9 protein-coding genes and 1 tRNA gene are annotated in these 15,618 nt (G+C 40.4%); 6 read left to right on the forward strand and 4 right to left on the reverse strand.

The features are described 5' to 3' along the window. The first annotated feature begins 31 nt into the window (after positions 1-31). Together PARA125_RS00850 and PARA125_RS00855 are read left to right on the forward strand one after the other, a co-directional pair. Positions 32-1,063 carry an FAD-dependent oxidoreductase gene (locus PARA125_RS00850; protein ID WP_249274098.1) on the forward strand — a complete coding sequence of 344 codons (1,032 nt, stop codon included), beginning with the start codon at positions 32-34 and terminating at the stop codon, positions 1,061-1,063. Between the two features lie 843 nt (positions 1,064-1,906). Beyond that, positions 1,907-5,098 (forward strand): hypothetical protein, encoded by a 3,192-nt coding sequence (locus PARA125_RS00855; protein ID WP_213156843.1) that lies wholly within the window; start codon positions 1,907-1,909, stop codon positions 5,096-5,098. Here the strand turns inward: PARA125_RS00855 and PARA125_RS00860 are convergent. Beyond that, positions 5,088-7,193, reverse strand: coding sequence for a hypothetical protein (locus PARA125_RS00860; protein WP_213156844.1), 2,106 nt, complete (start codon positions 7,191-7,193; stop codon positions 5,088-5,090). The two genes, PARA125_RS00855 and PARA125_RS00860, sit on opposite strands and share 11 nt — an antisense overlap. A gap of 626 nt (positions 7,194-7,819) precedes the next feature. Between PARA125_RS00860 and PARA125_RS00865 the strand changes: the two genes are divergently transcribed. From PARA125_RS00865 to PARA125_RS00875, 3 genes are all read left to right on the forward strand, one after another. After that, a tRNA-His gene (locus PARA125_RS00865) sits at positions 7,820-7,893 on the forward strand. Between the two features lie 131 nt (positions 7,894-8,024). Further along, on the forward strand, positions 8,025-8,795 hold the full coding sequence (locus PARA125_RS00870; RefSeq protein WP_213156845.1) for an undecaprenyl-diphosphate phosphatase: 771 nt from the start codon (positions 8,025-8,027) through the stop codon (positions 8,793-8,795). Between the two features lie 53 nt (positions 8,796-8,848). Beyond that, positions 8,849-11,317 carry an FtsK/SpoIIIE family DNA translocase gene (locus tag PARA125_RS00875; RefSeq protein WP_213156846.1) on the forward strand — a complete coding sequence of 823 codons (2,469 nt, stop codon included), beginning with the start codon at positions 8,849-8,851 and terminating at the stop codon, positions 11,315-11,317. A 192-nt stretch (positions 11,318-11,509) separates the two neighbouring features. Here PARA125_RS00875 and PARA125_RS00880 read toward each other — a convergent pair whose 3' ends face one another. Together PARA125_RS00880 and PARA125_RS00885 are read right to left on the reverse strand one after the other, a co-directional pair. Next, positions 11,510-11,902, reverse strand: a complete 393-nt coding sequence (locus PARA125_RS00880) for a hypothetical protein (protein WP_213156847.1) — start codon at positions 11,900-11,902, stop codon at positions 11,510-11,512. 65 nt (positions 11,903-11,967) lie between these two features. Further along, complete coding sequence (locus PARA125_RS00885; RefSeq protein ID WP_213156848.1) at positions 11,968-13,098, reverse strand: hypothetical protein; 1,131 nt, start codon at positions 13,096-13,098, stop codon at positions 11,968-11,970. Positions 13,099-13,283: 185 nt separating this feature from the next. On the opposite strand from PARA125_RS00885, the gene PARA125_RS00890 reads away from it, so the two are divergent. Next, complete coding sequence (locus PARA125_RS00890; RefSeq protein ID WP_213156849.1) at positions 13,284-14,108, forward strand: MBL fold metallo-hydrolase; 825 nt, start codon at positions 13,284-13,286, stop codon at positions 14,106-14,108. 160 nt (positions 14,109-14,268) lie between these two features. Here PARA125_RS00890 and dnaJ read toward each other — a convergent pair whose 3' ends face one another. Then, on the reverse strand, positions 14,269-15,420 hold the full coding sequence (gene dnaJ, locus PARA125_RS00895; protein WP_213156850.1) for a molecular chaperone DnaJ: 1,152 nt from the start codon (positions 15,418-15,420) through the stop codon (positions 14,269-14,271). Positions 15,421-15,618 lie beyond the last annotated feature (198 nt).

Raw genomic sequence — 15,618 nt, forward strand, 5'->3', positions numbered from 1 at the left:
TCCCCTTTTACCACATAAACAGGAGGACCCTATGAAATTGAACATCCTAGCTGCCATTTTTCTATTAGGATTTGCTTTGCCTTCTCTCCAATCTACCGAAGTATTAATTATAGGAGGGGGCCCTGCCGGGCTTGCTACAGCGCTAGAAGCCTATCAGCAAGGAATGACAGTAAAATTGGTCGAAAAAGAAAAAGATTGCCTTCACCCCTATTGGGTTTTCTTGACACAAGCCTCGCTCTCTTTATTGGATAAATGGGAAGTTACGATTCCCCAAATGACAACTGTACAACTGGCAGGCCAAACAGTCGGAGCAGTTCAAATAAAATATCTAAATAATGCGCTCAAAAGTAGGGTTAAAGCTCTGGGAATTGAAAGAACGGTAGGAAAATTCATGACCCTTGATGAAAGCAATTTTCGTGCGGAGATTTCGACATTAAATGGCACAGTAGAGATCCCCTATGATTTTATTGTGGCAGCTGATGGGGCCCAAAGCCGTGTGAGAAAGCAATTGGGAATTGAGTGTGATCCCTCTTATCAAACAATCGGCGCTTGGGCATTTTTTCCCTTTGATAATTCCGCAGGAACAGTTTCTTCTGAAATTATTGATCAAAAATCTTACTTTATTCGCCGCATTACCTTGCCTGTAGGAAGCGTGGTTAGTTTACAAGGCGTTTGCTATGACCCTAAGTTTTTTTACAACTACACCATCGGACAATTTCGGGAAAAATTATTGGTGCAGGGGTGGAAGCTGGAGGCCGAACAAATTAGGAGCAGAGATCGCAATATGCTTTTCCAAAATAACCTGTACGCCTTTTTGCAAAAAGCTCAAGCCTTCTCAAAAGAAGCAAGCTGTGCAATCCTAGTTGGAGAGGCCGCCACAAGTGGCAGTTTTTTTGACTGCATCGGATTAAATATAGCTTTGCAAACTGCCGTCTATGCAGGCGAGTTTTTTAGCGAACTTGAGAAAGACAATGCCTATGAAAATTTTAGTCGAAAGATGGAAAACGCGTCAAAAAAATTGCTAAAACACAGCGCTTATTTGTTCTCCCAATGTTCCTCTTAAAACGGAAAAATTTTTCTAAAAGAGAAGGCTTAGCCGTAGCGTAACACAACCCTTTCCAAAATAGTTGAACAGCTTACTTGTTTGGGAAAGTTTGACGTACACTATGAGGGTTAACTAAAAAGGGTGAAAGATTTTAAAAGCTCTAACACCCTATTTCAAGGCACAGTTCGAGGTCTTGTTCATGAGGAGAATAGACCTTAAAAAGAGAGGTTTTACGGTTTAAAGGCCAATCAAGCCCAAGGGTTTAACTCTTTCATTTCCCCTCTAAGCCTTCGATCCTGATTTTCATAAATTTTTAATTTGATTATCGTCTTTATTCCCTTTTTCGTTGTCATGCAAAAAACTTAAGAAATTTCACTACCAATTACTGGCGCAAAAATTGGCAAGATTAAAGCATTCCTTTGATCTTGCTTTTGCCCCCGCCCTATTTCCTAGCAAGATTGTATGGTCCCTGCCTATCCCTCTCTGCAGGCTTAACCTATCCTCTATGTCTTCTTAGATAGGTAAGTTTGGCCTTACCATATAGAGGGAAGAGCCTTATCTAAGCCTTCTCTCTCAATAAATTATTTGTTTTTAATGACCGGACTTTCATTTCTTTTCATAGTTAAAGGTTTAGTTAATTTTGTTAAATTAAAATTTAAAATTGTTTCCCCTAAAATTATTTTTAGTTAAAATAAAAATATAAAGGTTTACGACAAATTAACACGATAAAAAAGCAACAAAGCCCAATTCCCTTAAAAATAAACCGATTTAAGAGAGACTATTTAAATTTAACACTTAATCACTAGTAATACTTTTTAAGCGACCCAAAATAAAATTGTTTTTAAATAGAAAGGGATTATTATGCAAGCTGATAAAGATTCCTCATCCCACTGGAACATAGCTTCTTTGGCTCCCCCTAATTCTCAGCATTCTGAATCACTGCCTTCTGCAACGAGTACCGATTCTCCAGTCCAAAAAAAGGAGGCAAAAAAATCAACCTCTGTAAAGTATTCTGCAGAAGTTAGAATATTTAAGACTGCAGCTGAAAGGGAAATCAATGCCTGCCATAGGCTATTTAAAAGTACCCTAGAAGGAACAAAAACTGCTGAAAACCCTCTTATCAAGCTTGAAAATTCTCAAGTAAAAGTAAGCAAGCTAGGCCCCGAATTTATCCAATCCCAAGGCAAGCAAGCACCCGACAAAGCAATAGAATTTTGCAACTCGTTATTTAAGGTTATACAAGCAGCTGTAAAGGCGGGGATTGCCAATCCTAAGGAAATTGAAAACATGCGAGAGTTTATAGCCGACGCTTTAAAGGAGCTGCCTGCCGATAAATTAAACGAATTGTCCGATCCTGTTATCTATTTTAAAATCATGCAAGCAAACAAAGAGGTAGGAGAATTAGTCCTTACAAATCCTTCCGCAGTATCCGCTTTTGCAACCTTACTCTCAAAAGAAACAGAGATTGAAGAGGAGCTGATAAAAACTTTAGATCACCTTCCTAATGAGGTATTTATTAAAGTGGCTGAAAAAATGAGCCCGCAATTATTAGAGGCATGCCTAAAATACAAGATGGAAAATCCTACTTCTTCCTTAGAGGATAAACTGAGATTGCTACAGGGTATGCAAACTCTCTTAAAGACGGACACGGAAAAATTTCTTATTCAAGTTATGCACGCAGCTTGCAAAATTGCAAAACCTGCTGAATGGGAAAATATTGTTAAAGACAGCTTAACAAGCCCCGAATTAAAAAACGAGGCTTTAATATGCTTAGCTATTAAAGACTTTTCTATTTTAGAAACAATCTTGGAAGACATAGATGAAAGTGACGTGGCAACACGCCTCTTGGTGCTAAGCAAATTTTTTGCCCAATCTGACAATCTTGAAGCCTTGGAAGAGAATGATCAGCTACTCGAAATAATCGCTTCTAACTTAGAAATGGGGGTCACTAGCGACAACCTAGAGCTGCAACAAGAAGCCTTAAATATTCTTTCCACGATGGGCTCCCGCGCACCGACCTTCACGACAGCCTTCACTATGACAATATTTGAGCCACAGTTAATGAAATTCCTGAGTAGCCCAAAAGGAATGGCTGCCCAAAAAAACGCCGGGTATGGAGGCTCTTTTGCAAGTGAGGTTGGAAAATGGAGTAATGAGCAAAAAAAAGAATTTTTCGCAGAACTATTTAAAGATCCTTCTAACTATCAATTAGCCTTAGAACGTTTGAATGAACTTCCAAGCGGAGATGCAGCTTTAAAAGTGGAGATCATTCAAGCCAACCTAGGAAAAATTACCCTAGATCAAGCTCTTCAAGTATTGGGGGGAGATCCAGGAGTTTTAGAGTATTTGAAATCAGACAAGCACGACTCGCTCCTCTTAAAAACACTCAGCCAATTTAATCTCAACGATATAAAAAAAGCGGATGAGCACATGCAAAAACAGGCTATAAGTCTCATCATCGGCTCGATTAAAGAGGAGGCTTTGCGCAAGTGGGCGGAAGAGATGCTGGAGAAAGCAAAAGGGAGCTATGAAACCACCAAAGAAATTTTGGCCTTTGCCTATTTTCTTGACCACTCCAGAAAGTTCGAAGGAGATCTTGACAAGTGGGTCAGCGAGAATAAGAAGATATTGCCTAATCTTCTAAATATTGGCAAGCCTAGCCAAGCCCGTTTCTTTCTGATTGAGCAGATGTTTGAAGATAAAGATATACACTCCTTGTTTACCCCCTATCTCGACAAAAAGAGCGATAACCTGTCTATATTAGCGCTCAAAATGCAACTATTTTCTTATGAAGTGGGAATTGAGGAAACATTTGGCGAAGAGAACGCAATAAGGAAAACCCAGAATTATGCTCCTATTATCCTTGAAGCCCTAAGCCTTATCCGAAACAACTCTTTTTTAACCGATGAAGATAAAAAGTTTTTGATACGGTTTGCTACCGATATACCCTCTTCAAAAAATACTAAGGCAGAGGCAGCAAAATATATTAAGCAAAATTTAACCTTAATTATCTCTATCCTCAAATCTCCCCACTCAGCTTGTCTCCAGAAAGAATCTCTTTTGTCAGGCGATGACCCTCAAGTCGTTTTAAGAAAATTAGCCGGGCAGATTTTTATAAAGACAATCAGTGGAACAAATAGTGGGTTACGCGCAGAGGATGCGGCTATTCTTATTGAGAAATTAAATGAATCGCGTGATCCTGACATGATTATTAATCTGGTTGCCAAGCTTAATCAATTGCCAAATAAAGAGGTATACTTAAATAAACTCACGGAATTTCTGAATGAATTCGTAAAGGGCGATTTCCCCAGTACGCGCTATTTAAAAAGCCCTCACCTGCAAGCTTTATTTCAAAAGAAGACTACAGATACCCTAAATTTAGTGGGGTGGTCTTCCAAGGTAGTCGAAAAGCAAACATTAAAAGATGTGCTCAAGGGACAAGAAGGAAAATATAAAGACTTTGAAATCTTCGAAACGGACGATTTAACAGATTTGCTAAACATGGGGACAGAGGTGCAGGGAAGCTGTCTTTCTCTGCTAAAAGGGGGAGCCCAAGATGTTAAAGATTTATTAGGAAATGTTTTTGATGGAAAAACCAAAATGCTATGTATTAAAAAGTCGGAAAACCCCAGCGAACCTTTGTTAGGCCGCGTTTGTCTCAAATTACTATGGGATGATACACAGCAAACTCCTGTACTTTTGCAAGAAGGAATCCATTTAAATACCCCTAACCAAGAGGACCAACTCGTATTGGAGAAAGCTTTATGCCAAGCTTCTATTCAAATGGCCACAGCGCTAAACATTCCTCTTGTGTGTGGACGCACTGCCGAGCTTCCGCTTGAAAACCCTACAGAAGATTATCCTAATCCGGTTGAATCCTTAGATGCTAATCGCGCTCCTTCAGAAAAATGCGACCCCCTCGATCAACAATTAAAATCAGAGGAGGATGATAAAAAGGTGGACATCAGGTATGAACGACGAAACCAAGAGCAAACAGCAGCAGGAAATTACGCCCTCATGCGAACAAAATTAATATGGCCTCCTAGCAAATAATCTGAGCTTGAGGAATGCTGAAAAAGCTGTTTGGACACTGCTCATCGTTTCCTATCGAGCCGATTGCATCGCAGCATTCGTAAGGGGCTCTTCCACCCAAGGAAACAATTGCATGATCATAAAGCAAATGCTTTTGGTCATGGGAAGAATAAGCTTTTAAAAGTGGTAAACCAAGCAAAGAAGCTTTAGCCTTTGCCGCCTTAATAACCGCTTTCTCCAGCTGCTCATAAGGAGAAGAAGCCCCTGCTTTTCCTTCCGTATAGGGTAAAGAACTGTAAAACGTCTCTAAAAAAAGGACAGGTGCTTGATTATCATTATCCCAAAGCAGGCGTAAAATCGCCCTTCCAATCATTTTATCCCGGCTTTTCACGCAAATTAGCTTATTTTTTCCATCCAAAAGATAGGCTAATAAAGCTTTATTATCTTCGCAATTTCCATATATCGAAAGGCAGCTGCCAGAGACTTCTGTGGTACATAAAAGTAAATCTTCCATAGCATCCGTTTCTTCTACCCAGCAACCTGCTACAGTATCGGTTAAAGATTTTTCTAAGAAGCTATCGCTGAGAGGGAATTGAACAGAATTTTCTTTCCAACTCTCCTTTAAAGCAGGGAAAGAATAAAAAATTTTCCTTAAGTGAGGACTTAAAGTTGTATCATAACGCTTTGTATGAAAGCGCCCTCTCAGGGTATCTTTGAAAAACTCTTTCAATAATCTTAATACCTGCACTCTGTCTTCTTTTTTGCTTAAGTTATTGAGCTCTATCGCATAATGAATTAAAGCCTGCGGGTTGCGCCAAGAACTGAATATTTCATAATAATAAAGAAAGTCGAATGATAATTGAGCAGGGGCAAGCAAAGATACATGCTGCAAAGCTTTTAAAAATTGAGCCTGTAGCTGACCTGCCGGCAAATGGGTAGTCAACCCATCAAATGCGCGAGAATCTCGAAAAGCTAGCAACCCTTTTAAGGCCGCCGCCTGAGCTAAAATTTCTTGCTCGCTGCTTGAAAGGAATAAAAGACGAAATGCAGCTCTTTTTTGTTCCCCATTTAAAAGCATCGAGAGGCCGAGCTGTAGAAGAGCGGAAAGAATAAAATTCCTCTTCTTAGGCTGCAATTTATCAACCCACTCCTCCTTTTCTTTTCCTAGATTAAAGAGAGTAAAGATAAGCACAGGCAAAGACCCCACGTCGATTTTAAGACTAACTCCTTGCCATAAAGGAAAATAATAAGAATCGAATAGCAAAGCCGCTATCGGATATTTAAGAGTATCGTCTAGCTTGCTTAAGCACTCTATAAGCTGCAGGCTTCTAGAGGACTCTTCCGAACAAGAAAATTCAAGCTGCGATAAGCGATCAAAAGCAAAGGCAAGCCAAATAATTCCCTCTTTTTTTTGCAAAAAATTCTCAAATGGATCAAGCATTTTACCTAAGAATGACTTGACTGGGATGAGAAACAGCTGCTCGCCTTTCCTATTGAGAGGATGAAGGATCTCCTGTAACGTTGACCCTTCTTCTCGCATCTCTGTAAATTTTTCAAGCACTGTAGCTAAAGTGCTTATCTGGCTAAAAATTTGCCGGTTTGATTTCGAAAAAGCCGCGCGCCACTCACTAACTAAAGAAGAATCATGCACAAGCGCTATCTCAAAAAGTTCAATTTTTTGTTCCTTCGAAAGCAAAGCAAAGCTTTCTAGCTTGAGAAGCATGGCTACTGGAAATTTTTCCAGATAATAGCGAATCACTTCAAATTGACTATCCGCATCTTTTAAACCCCTCTTTACCATCCTTTCTTGGAGGTTTTCAGGGCCAATCGTAGGATCTTCCTTTAGCTCTTGAAGGACTTCTTTCTGGGGAGATAGGGCTGCTATAGCGCTTGCATCCTCTCGACAAGAGATCTCTTTTTCGCTAAAAGTTTTAACTAATCGATTGCTGCCAAGCGAGGGAATGTTTGGGGGGAAAATGTGAAAGGAAATCACAGTGCGGATTTTACGATCTGTGTTCTCTTGTGAAGAGTTTCTCTCTGTTTGAATTTCTCTAACACTCTTGAATCCTTGAGAAGAAGTGGTAGAATTGGAAAAAGCAATAGGAGAAAATGCCATAACATTACCTTATATTTTAGTCACAAAAAATTTAATAGCTTATTTATTAAAAATCAAATTAAATAAATGGGTTAAAAGAATAAAACAAAAAAAACATTTGGCCTACTAGGCGGTGGGCTTTGCCGCCGTGTAAAGGCGTCCATCTGTTGATAAAGCGAGCACTTAAGGCTTAAGCAATAAATTCTGAATGTGGGTCTAACCAGAAAAAGTAAAACATATTTTGCAAACATTCGACTTTTCTTTTGATAGAATTAATCATTAAAAAGCAAGTATTTAATAACTGGCCCACAATAAAATTTTAACTTAATTTAAAACTGAACATTTTACATTTATTTTAATGCGGAAAAATTCAAACATCCAATAAAATGAAGATAGGCTGCTGATCGGGATAACTAGAAGCTATTAAGCTTATCAACTATATTTTTTTGTTAAGGGATCACAACGCTAAAGGAATAGCTACACAAGTTGTGTTTTTATCTTGAACTTTAGGGAGTGAACCCACTTTTACAAGCCGTGTTGATCACGCTAGTTTCTTAGCCCCTTTCAGCAGCTCTTTTTTTTTGTACAAAAAATAGGAAAATGTATTGACGAAAATCATCTTTTAAGCCAATCTTTTCATTTTCATGGCGATCGTAGCTCAGTTGGTTAGAGCGTTGGATTGTGGTTCCAAATGTCGCGGGTTCGAATCCCGTCGTTCGCCCTCTTTTTTTTCCCATAAATTATCCTTGTTGAAAAATCTCTTTCATGGCACTCTGAAGGCCTGCTTATGCCTTCCTCCTTCGGTCAGGAAAGCATTGCAATTTTCCGACTCTGGCATTAGGGAATGAATCGATGTCTATACTTGAAGCGATTTTTCTTGGGATCATCCAAGGATTAACTGAATTTTTGCCCGTCAGTTCTTCCGGGCATTTAAAACTCATGCAATCTTTAATAGGCTTTCAAAATTTGGACCAATACATCTTATTTGACTTGATTTGTCATTTAGGCACCTTGGGCGCTATTTTTATTTTTTTCGCGAAAGAAATCAAAGAAACCTTGACATCGAACCGCTTACGCTTACTCCAAATTGCCCTCGCTACGCTTCCCTTGTTCCCCCTTGCGATCTTTCTTAAACCCATTGAATCGATTTATCAAAAACCCCATCTACTTGGCTTCTTTTTTTTAATCACCTCTTTTCTCTTATTTTTAGGGGTATATTGCCAAAAAGAAGGCCCCTCTCCGCCTCGTTGGAGAACCCCCTTTTTAATTGGTTGTTTTCAAGCGCTCGCCATTTTTCCAGGGATCTCCCGCAGTGGAGCGACTATTTCAGGGGCTAAATTGCTAGGATGGAGGATGCACGAGGCGCTGACATTCTCCTTTTTAATCGCTATTCCAGCTATAGTGGGGGGAATTGTTCTCGAAACGCTTAAATTTATAACCACGAATTCAGTCGCTCCCCCTGTTCCTATTCCTGCTTATTGCGCAGGCCTTCTCGCTTCTTTATGCGTGGGCTATGCCTCTTTATTTTTTTTGCAAAAAATGGCCCTTCCCCATCGTTTTTTATGGTTTGCGTGGTATTGTTTGGCATTAGGAGTATTTGCAATTATTTATTACAACTTTTAATTTATAATTAACATAAGATCGGCTGTCTTTGTAAAAAATCATTAAGGGAAAAAATGGCTAAAAAAAAACAAATTAAAATGACATCCCCCCCGCCTGTTAAAGATGTCACTCCCTATAATACCGAAATGCGAGGCATCTTCTTTTTCATTGCCTCTTTTATTTTAACTTTAAGCCTTTTAAGTTTCGCTTACGGCCAGGCATCTAAAAATTGGCTAGGCCTTATTGGACATACGATCGGGTGGATCTTTCACGCCTTATTTGGATTAAGCAGCTACTTAATTGTGATTTTCCTTGGGTGGATTAGCTGGCGCCTTCTCTTTAACCAGCCGATTAATCGCCTAGGAAAAAAAACGCTTGCTGTGGCCATTCTAGTTTGCTCAACATCCATTTTACTTTCCCTGATCGAAGAACAATTTCCCACCATTCGCACGTTTTTAGGACATTCTTTTTACACTTATTCGTGGTACAAAAAGCAAAGGTATCATTTGGGAGGAGCTCTTTTTTATTACCTCTACCGCGATATGCCCACTTATAATCTCGTGCGTATGCTCAATACAACCGGAGTTGGCTTAGTTTTTTTTAGCACTCTTGTTGCCTCTTTGCTTTCTTTAGCAAAAATTACCCCAGAACAAATCTTACAAGCTTTGACAAACTTTTTTACTCTTTTAAAAGAAACCACCAAAGAAAAATGGGAGGCTTTATTTGCTCCCCGTGAGCCAGAAGAAGAGCCGTTTTCTAACTCTGATAAAATGCTCACTCCTTTTCAGGCTGAAACAGATGAGACGGAGCATTTTCAGGAAAGGGGACTAAAAAATCGTCCGAGTTTTACCCGTAGATATACCTTAGATCCAATTTTGAAAAGCCCTTTTGATGAGATGTCTCGCCCTGTGTTCTCTAACCAAGACTCCCACACAGAACCAGAAGAAGAGATCCTGGCTTTACCTCAGCCTACTGAAAGTCCTGATTCGGAAGCTGTCCTCCTCAACAAAAAAGAAGCTGCTATTAACGCCCAAAAAATTTATAACGGAGATTTTACCCATTACGAGGTCCCTGAAGATAACCTTTTAACCAATCCAAAAAGTATTGATCATACCCTTGTAAAGAAAGATTTAGAGAGGCAGGCAGAGATTCTCGAAGAAACCCTCCTGAGCTTTGGGATCGAGGCAAAAGTGGGGCAGATTCATTGCGGTCCAACCATTACTTTGTTTGAAGTGCACCCTGCCATTGGAGTTAAGGTGCAGAAAATTCGCACTCTGGAAAATGATATTGCCTTAAACATGCAAGCAAGGTCGATTCGAATTATCGCCCCCATTCCAGGCAAAGCAGCGGTAGGAATCGAAGTTCCTAGCCCTCACCCACAAGAGGTGGCATTTAAAGATATTTTACACGCCTATCAACAAGGGGGAAAGAAATTTCATATTCCCGTTCTGCTAGGTAAGACAGTCCTCGGAGAATATGTCATGAGCGACTTAGCTAAAATGCCTCATTGTATTATCGCAGGAGCGACCGGATCGGGAAAGTCCGTTTGTATCAATACCATTGTAATGTCGATTTTACTAAATGCTAAGCCAGACGAAATTAAATTACTGATGATTGATCCCAAAAAGGTAGAATTAACCCCTTATACGCGTCTCCCCCACATGTTAGCACCGGTCATTACCGAGCCGCATGGAGCATGTGCGGCCTTAAATTGGCTGGTAAAAGAGATGGAAAATCGCTATGAACTGCTTAAAATTTTATCCGTTCGCAACATCGAATCCTTTAATCAACGGAAACGGGATATAGAGCTAGAGGAAAGTTTTGATAGAGAAATTCCTGAAAAACTCCCTTATATCGTAGGAATTATTGATGAGCTCGCAGATCTCATGATGGTATCCAGCAGCGATATCGAAACTCCTATTGCCAGAATTGCCCAAATGGCCCGAGCGGTGGGGATCCATTTAATTCTCGCCACGCAACGCCCTTCCCGTGAAGTGATTACCGGGATTATTAAAGCAAATTTTCCTACCCGCATTTCATTTAAAGTTGCTAGCCGAGTGAATAGCCAGATTGTATTAGATGAAACAGGGGCGGAATCTTTGCTTGGGAATGGGGATATGCTCTTTCTTCCACCGGGAAGCTCCCACCTTATTCGGGCACAGGGAGCCTATATTCGCGATGAGGATATTACCGGGGTAGTCAAGAAAATTTGCGATCAAGCTCCCCCTAATTATGTGATTGACTCTTTTGACCAAGGCTCATTTGAAGATTTCCAGTCCTCCAATCAAGCAGAATCCCCTGCTGACCAACTTTACGATAGCGCTCTTGATATTGTATTAAGTACAGGAAATGCCTCTACAACTTTCTTACAGCGCAAACTTAAAATTGGATATGCGCGAGCTGCCAGTTTAATTGATCTTTTAGAAAATCAAGGAGTTATTGGCCCGAGTGAAGGGAGTAAGCCCAGAAAAATTCTGCTTTCTCGAAAAAACGGAGGAGAAGAAACTTCTCCAAAAAATGCATTTGCTCTAGAGGATGAATAAAGGATCGTGGAGGGAGAATTTTCTGAGGGAAGCTCAGCCCTCTGCCAGAGAAGCTTCACGAATTAATAAAATGTAGGCTTAGTTTTTTTCATATCCCCGTATTCTTTTGATAAGCACTTGTCCATCTTTTTATGGATTGTGCGGTGCGAAATCCTTAATGGCTTTATCAGTTTTTACTAAACTGCCTAAATGCTATTTCTCTACGTCTGCGGCAGAAGGTTCCTTAAGACCTTGTAAAAGAGATAAAAGTTGCTCAGCCATCTGGTAAGCCGCTGCCGTTCCATCGTCTAATTGTTGACATTGATCAGCCATTTCTTCAATCAAACCTTGATCGTCCTTGCCTGTTTCGGTCTTCCCCAAATCGCTAGGAGGCGTTTCCTCTACTTTTTTTAATTCTCTATCCTTTCTCTCTAGAGGCAACAATTGTTCAAATTTATCGACCAAAGCTACCAGAATATTTTGCTCTTCTTGCTGCGCTGCTTGTAATTGCCCCCCTTCCTCGAGGATTTCTTGAACGATCTTTTGAAGATCTTTTACATTTTCCCCATGTTTAGGAATTTCAAAAAGCTGAGGCTCTAGCAACACTTTTTTAGCGCCTTGCGCTTTCTCTTCTTCTCCTTTAGCCTCAAACGCTGGATGAGTAGGCCCTTCTAAGCGGAATTTTTTTTTTCTGTCTTTTCTAAAGTGGCCTGCCCTTTTTTTCTAAGTCGCTTCTTTTGACTTTTGCTCATCTCACTAGATAGAGATTCAGCTTTGGGTTTTTCACCCTCTTTATTTTTTTGAGTTCCGGACGCCATTACTCCGGCTGGTTGCTGAGCATGTGGCTCAGTTTCTTTCTGTCCCCTTTTTGCCTCTTCCGCAGCTTTGCGTTGTATTTCTAAGAGTTGTGCCTTCAAAGCTGTCCGCTCTTCTTCTACGGCTTTGTATCTGGCTTCTAAAACCAAATATTTCTCTATCATAGCTTTAACGTTAGCTTTTAAAGCTGTACACTCTTCTACTAACACGTTGTATTCAGTTTGTAAAATTACGGCTGCTTCTGTCATAGCTAGGGGTCCTGTTTCTAAAGCTTCCCGTTTCTTTTCTTCCTCAGCTATACGTTGGGCTTCTAAAGCTACCCGATTTTCTTCCATAGCTTTGCGTTGTCTCTCTAAAGCTACGCGCTCTTCTTCCAAAGTTTTACGCTGCACTTCTAAGGCTAAACGCTCTTCTTCCACCGCTCTGCGTTGTGTTTCTAGAGACACACGAGCTTTTACTACCGCTTTTTGCTCAGCTAGCCCTTCTGGCTCTTTTCGAGTTTGTTCCTCTCCCTCTCTTTTTTTTGCGGTGTGCCTGAATGCTTCTAATTTTTGCGCATTCAATTTTGCAGAAGCTTCTTTTTGCTTGGCTACTTCGGCCGGGTCGAGTAAGGCCATGCAGCGCTTAAAAATATTTCGATAGCATTGGCCGATTGGATCGTTTTGATTCCTAACTTTCAAGGGAAGAATTCTATTTAAAATAATTTCGAAGTTTTTCCTGTTATTGTTAATAGTTTTTGGATCTAACAATTTATCTCTATTTTGCTCCATATAAAGGCACAATTTTTCAGCAACATGTAAGGAGTCTCTACGATCGACTTTAAAACCCAGCAATTTTAAAAAAGCCCTTATTATTCTCCAACAACGCCCATGATAAACCACTTGTAACTCTGAAGAAAGCCATTTGCCTTGCTGCATTTCTTTTGCTACAGCTTCTAAACGATTACTAATTGGCTCTTGATTATTTTTTAAGCTTATTTTTTCCATTACTGGCTCCTAGAGTAATATTAACCTACTCATTTTTACGTTTATTGCAGGATACGTTTAGAGATTAAATTAAGTCAATACGAGGGATAAAAACAACATTTTTTTAAAAAGCCCTTTTTATCCTTCCATTCATTTTGCAGGTATGCTAAAAGTGCTGTTTTAATCTCTCAAATGAATGGTTTTAAATGGAAGGTTTTTTTCCTTTAGCTTCGGGATCCAAAGGCAATTGTGTATATGTGGGAACGCAAAATACAAAAATCTTGATCGATGCAGGGATTAGCGGAAGAAGAATTAAAGAAGAGCTCGCTCGATTGAATGTCAAATTGACGGATATTGATGCCATTTTTGTCACCCATGAACATGCAGATCATATTGCCGGTCTTAAAGTTTTAGCTTACAGACTGGGAATTCCCATTTTTGCAAACCATGAAACCGCAAAAGGCATTGTAGAATATTTCCACGACTGCCCTAAATTTAAAATCTTCACGACCGGGGAGCCCTTTCTTTTGGGAGATCTGGAAGTGCATCCCTTTAGCATTCAGCATGATACAATAGACCCAGTGGGCTTCACAATTAAAACGGATCAGCTAAAATTAGGTTTTTGCACCGATTTGGGCTTTGTCACCTCTCTTGTGCGGCATCAATTGCAAAATTGTGATTATTTGTATGTCGAAGCCAATCATCAACCTTCGATGGTCTATGCCTCTTCGAGGCCCATGATTTATAAACAACGTGTGTTAAGTCGCAGTGGCCATCTTTCAAATGAAGCTTGTGCTGAGCTATTAAGTGATATTGCACACGAAAGGCTCAAACATGTGCACTTAGCTCACCTTTCAAGCGAATGCAATACTCCCGAAACTGCCCTTCAAGTTATTAAAGGGTTTCTCCAAAACCAAGGAATCAAGCTTGAGATTAGTATTGCTCCTCAGCACACAATTGGCAAGCCTATTTACTTTAGTGAGAGTGCTGAGTTGGCCTTGAATGGTCTCCATGAGTCCTTGCTCGTTTGATTGCAAAAAAGGGAAAAATTCTAGGCATGTCCCCTTAGTTGTATGGGCAAGGCATCACCCTTATTTTCCTTTAATGGTTTTTATCTCATAAAAAAACCCTCAAGCAATCCCATAAAGTTGCTGAGGGTTTAAAAAACATCTGAGTTGTAAAAGACGCTTCTCAATGAAAAAAGGCTTTAATTTTATCGAGAAAGCTTTTTCGAGTTGGCAAATTAACGGCCCCCTCTAGCTTAGAAAACTCCTCAAGCAGTTCTTTCATCCGCTTACTAAGTTTAGTGGGCGTTTCAACAAAAATTTTAACTAGAAGATCTCCTTTACCTTGCCCATGCACATTGGGGAAGCCTTCTCCTTTTATTCGGAAAACTTTCCCATTTTGAGTCCCTTCAGGTATCGCAATACGGCAGGTATGTGCAAAAAGAGAGGGGACCTCTTTTTTGCATCCGAGCGCAGCTTCTGTAAAACTAATAGGCAAATCGAGCAAAAGGTCATTGCCATCCCTTTCAAAAATCTCATGCGGTTCGACCTGAATAAAAACATACAGATCTCCTGGAGGCCCCCCGCCTTGTCCGGCATCTCCATATCCACTCATGCGCAGACGCATTCCTGAATCTACACCTGCTGGAATATGAACTTTGACATGCTGCTTTTCTTTGACAAGGCCACTTCCTCGACAAACGGAGCACGGATCAACAATCATGCGCCCTTCACCGTGACACTGCGAACACGTCATCGACATGCTAAAAAAGCCACGCTGCTCGAAAACTTGTCCGGAGCCACCACATCGATTGCATTTTTTTATGCCCGCGGCAGACCTTGCCCCTTTTCCTCCGCACTCTCGGCAAGTAACATAATTTGTTACCACAAGCTCCTTGTCAACTCCTCGCGCGGCTTCTTCAAAAGAAAGAGTAATAGTGACCCGTTTGCTTGCTCCTTGCCTAGCTCCTTGGCCTCCAGCATGCCCTCCGCCAAAATCTCCGCCACCGAAAACACTGTCAAAAATGGAATCAGAACCCATTCCACCAAACGCGCCCATAAAAGTGCGCAAAGCTTCTTCCATAGAAGAATACCCCCCGCCTCCCGCTGCAGCAGCGCCTTGCACGCCTTCTTTGCCGTACCGATCGTATAATTGCCGTTTATTGGTGTCGCTTAAAACTTCATAAGCTTCGGAGATCTCTTTAAATTTTTTTTCCGATTCCGAGTCGCCAGGATTTTTATCTGGATGATATTTCAGGGCCATCTTTCGATAAGCCTTTTTAATTTCATCCTGAGTAGCATTGCGTTGTATTTCTAGAGTGTTGTAATAATCTGACATATGCGATTCCCAAATGGGTTAACACTTATGAGCGGTGCAGTACACAGGTACCCATGTCACGCTATAACTGGATTTATTGGAAACTTGGTCTTTATAGATAACTGAATGACATCCCAACTTATCCCCTTGCTCAAAGGAAACAAATTTAAGGAAAGGCCGCATAAACCGACATGAGCGCTCTCTGACAGCCTTATTTAT

Source organism: Parachlamydia sp. AcF125, from assembly GCF_018342475.1.
Taxonomy (GTDB): domain Bacteria; phylum Chlamydiota; class Chlamydiia; order Chlamydiales; family Parachlamydiaceae; genus Parachlamydia.